The 3,516-nt window shown below is 45.4% G+C and carries 5 protein-coding genes; 1 reads left to right on the plus strand and 4 read right to left on the minus strand.

What is annotated here, in order from left to right; translation table 11 throughout:
- Positions 1 to 270: 270 nt before the first annotated feature.
- Genes ACEW9J_RS13130 through ACEW9J_RS13145 form a run of 4 tightly spaced genes read right to left on the minus strand, consistent with a single transcriptional unit; the run spans position 271 to position 2,588 of the window.
- Entirely contained in the window at positions 271 to 759 is a 489-nt protein-coding gene (locus tag ACEW9J_RS13130) for a hypothetical protein (RefSeq protein ID WP_373545568.1), read from the minus strand.
- Between the two features lie 37 nt (positions 760 to 796).
- A complete protein-coding gene (locus ACEW9J_RS13135; protein WP_373545569.1) occupies positions 797 to 1,342 on the minus strand; it encodes a hypothetical protein in 546 nt (181 codons plus the stop codon).
- Positions 1,339 to 1,914 carry a hypothetical protein gene (locus tag ACEW9J_RS13140; RefSeq protein WP_373545570.1) on the minus strand — a complete coding sequence of 192 codons (576 nt, stop codon included), beginning with the start codon at positions 1,912 to 1,914 and terminating at the stop codon, positions 1,339 to 1,341. The genes ACEW9J_RS13135 and ACEW9J_RS13140 overlap by 4 nt, the downstream gene beginning before the upstream one ends.
- A 5-nt stretch (positions 1,915 to 1,919) precedes the next feature.
- On the minus strand, positions 1,920 to 2,588 hold the full coding sequence (locus tag ACEW9J_RS13145; protein ID WP_373545571.1) for a hypothetical protein: 669 nt from the start codon (positions 2,586 to 2,588) through the stop codon (positions 1,920 to 1,922).
- 290 nt (positions 2,589 to 2,878) lie between these two features.
- Here ACEW9J_RS13145 and ACEW9J_RS13150 point away from each other — a divergent pair, with 290 nt between their 5' ends.
- A complete protein-coding gene (locus tag ACEW9J_RS13150; protein WP_373545572.1) occupies positions 2,879 to 3,430 on the plus strand; it encodes a hypothetical protein in 552 nt (183 codons plus the stop codon).
- Positions 3,431 to 3,516: the final 86 nt, after the last annotated feature.

Here is a 3,516-nt window from a genome sequence, read left to right on the forward strand (position 1 = left end):
AAACCAGTCATAACAGCCCATATTTTCCTGTAACCAGACAGCAAAAGTCGACTCTTAGGACACGATTTGTTTCCTAAAAGCCTTGCCTAGCTTGAGATCTAACCCTATGGACGTACCCCGACTCGAACGGGGGACCTCATCAATGTCAACGTGGAATACGCAGGGGCTGAAAAGAATACTCTATAGAGGTTTCGGACGTTTTCAATAAGTGGGCGGGGTAGTTAGCGGGGCAAAAAGTTTATTTCAGCGGGAACTACCAAGGGTGAATTCTTACATCCTTGGCAGTTCTGGTGGCAAAATTGGAAATAGGTACTTAACAAAAATTGCTGTCAATGCAGCTAAAGCGGCTAATGCTGTCCCTCGGAAGATAAAGCCCCAAAATCCTAGCTGAGTTCGTTCGTCGAGTTTATCGATTTTGCCCTCTAGTTTGGCTTCAACCGTATTAATCAGTCCTCTGACTTCCTTGAATTCTCCTTTAATATCTGCGAAACCTAACCGCATCTCTAGGGTTAAATCTGCGATCGCCTTGGTATTAGCTTCAGTAGCCTTGGCGATCGATTCTACTGCTGTCCTAATTTCGCGAATATCTGTATCTGTGGCTTGAGTCATGTTAGCCTCATAGTAGTTATTTTTAACTTCGATCGCGCTGCTAGTAACAGTCCATCGATCGAAATAGCCCTCGCCTTCACTGGTGGGGGCTATTTCGATTATATGGGTAAAAGGGTTTTTATCGGGGTTTATGGGGTGTTTAAGGGGCAAAGGGGAGATAATTAGACCTCCACGTAGTTCCTTTTGACTAACTTTCAGATTCCTTTAGCTTCTCCATCAATTGACGAATTAACAGCCCATCCGCTGCTAAATCCGAACCCGATGCCCCTAATGCCCCGATCGCCTTAATCGAGTTGGGGATTGCCAAAAACAGATCGATGTCTTTAGAGTCTAAGACTTCCTTATTCTCCAAAGTCTTGATGATTTTCTCGCCAATCGTCAGCAGCCGCAACCCCATTTTAAATAGACCAAACCCGATCGCCTCATTATTTTGGCGAAATTGTTCGAGTTGGCGATTGTGTTCCTCAAGATTCGATTGTCTAATCTTGTCGCGAAAGATTGCTTCTTCATCTCGGTCGAAGTCCTTACAGCGATCGACCCAGTTATTGGTTCGCGACCAGACCTCGATTTGGGCGATATTTCTAGGGCGTTTCTGTGGTGTTTCTGGGGTGGGATAAAATTCTACAGCGGTGCGATCGAGAGATCGACTAACACCCATATTCCGGTAGAGAGCGAAGGCTTGATAAGCTTTTGAGGTTTCCCCTTCTTGGCGATCGTAACTCTGCTGCGTCATATTTCTCTACTCCGAGCCTGAATTTCAGATTCAACAACTACCATCAACTCTTCGATTACTAATCCCCTAGCAGCCATCTCCGCCCCTGATGTAGCTGCTACCATGAGATTTTTAGCGGCTATTTGCGACGAGAACAACACGTCGATTTGGTCTTGAGTCAGCACCTTTGATTTTTGAATCGATTGGTGGATTGGTTCGAGGATGAAGCCTATGGCATCAAGCGATCGAGCGGTAAAACTTAGAGTAGCCATCCCGATCGTCTTTTGCTGTCGGTGGTAATTCTCCAAATCTCGAACATATGCAGCCTTCTCATGCTCTGACTTAATCTGTCTTTGCTCATGCTCATGCTCACGATCTCGATCGCAATCCCGACAGCGTTCGACCCAATTCCACTCCCTAGACCACCGCTTTAGAGAGGTTAGATTTGTGCCCCGCTTGTGACCTATTTGTGTACCATAAATTTTTTCTTCTACCCGATCTAGCGATCGACCCGATCCCATCTCTCGATAGATGGTAAATGCAGTGTAAGCCTTTGTGGTTTCTCCATCCTGACGATCGTAGGTTTTAGTCATGGGGATTATGGCTTGATGAAATTTTTCACTCTTGAATCATACCGCCAGCCATCAAAACCTTTATCTACGGCTAGGGCGATCGCATTATCTGAGTTAGCTTTGTTCCGCTTTAAGTCCTGGGGTAGGATCTCATCAATCATCCGATAAAAGTCTGTCCATGACATCGTTCCAGATTCAGATGATGGGTATTGTATGGTGTGGTTTCCAGTCATTTTAATAGTGTCGGGTACTGCGTCCGATAAATCATCCGACAATAAAACTAATTCTGGCTCGTCCGATATTTTATCTGGTACTGAATCGGATACAGTATCTGTTTTGAGTATGTCGGATCTAGTATCGGGTACTGATGCGGCTACTACGGGACTATTCGATAATTCAGTTACTAACTTTTTTAGCTCTGATAGTTCTCCCTCGATCGAATCCATTCTCTTCAGTAAATTATCCGATACTTGTCCGCTAGAGATGGGAATGTCAGCTAGTGCCGGATAGTTGTCGGATAATGAACGGATACCCAGCCGGATTAGTTTGACGAGGGTAGGGGTGAGGATGATGTTACCCGTGATGTGGTGGGTGGGTTCGTTGTTGGCTTTGGCTATTTCCTCAACCTGAGCATAGATATCATTGGGAATGCGGAGATCTAATCTAGTTACTTTTGATTCCTGTCTAGCTGCCATATTTTAGTATCTGATATTCAAGCGGATACTAACAGGATAACTTGTTATCGGGTATTTGAGCGGATATATAACGGATAGTATTAATTAATGACGGATAATATAACGGACATTAATTAATCGGCTATTATATCAGCTACTAGTATCGGATATAATAGATGTATGGAAACGGACAGCCACCCGCAAGCCAGACGTTAAATAAATGGCACCAATGACAAAGCGATCGAGTTCCCGCGAAGAAATAACGATCGCTAAGTCAATCCCACTCAATTAACAAATAGGATATCTAAATCATGAAGCTATTAGACGCACGAGTCAACGGAATGCCCCGTCAAGTTTCCACCAAGTACGGTGAGAAAGCGGTTCTAGATGTAGCCACAAGTGAGGGAAACTTTACTGTCTGGCGACCTGCTGGGGATATGGAAGTGATGGGACGACGGAATGGGGAACGGGTATCGATCGCGATCGATAGCAAGGGGAAAGCGTCACTGGTCGAACACTGCTCGACGGCACCCCAACAGGCACAGATCGATCGTGAGCAGAGCCGAACTATGGGATTCACCACCGAAAGCGCACCAGCGGAAAGTCGCAGTCTTGGCGGCTCCCGTCACGATTGCGACCTTTCCAAGACAGAGACGACCCGAAGTGCTGAAATCGCGGACTATATCAATCGATTAGGTAAGCTCTACTCGCACTGTTTGACCACCGCTGCGAATATGCCTACATCAGTCGATCTCAATGCGCCCCAGGTGAAGGATATCGCGACTACCTTATTTATCCAAACTACCAAACACCTGATTGACGGACAAAAGTCCGTAAGAATTATCGTAAAAGCTGATGAGTAATGGGTTTGAGGAAAAAAGAGAGGAGAACTGTTAAACTGTTTTTATCCAAAAAACCAGTACAGCTCGAATGCTCGAAACCTCCTCTC

It is taken from the genome of Chamaesiphon sp., assembly GCF_041737865.1.
Classification (GTDB): Bacteria; Cyanobacteriota; Cyanobacteriia; order Cyanobacteriales; family Chamaesiphonaceae; genus Chamaesiphon.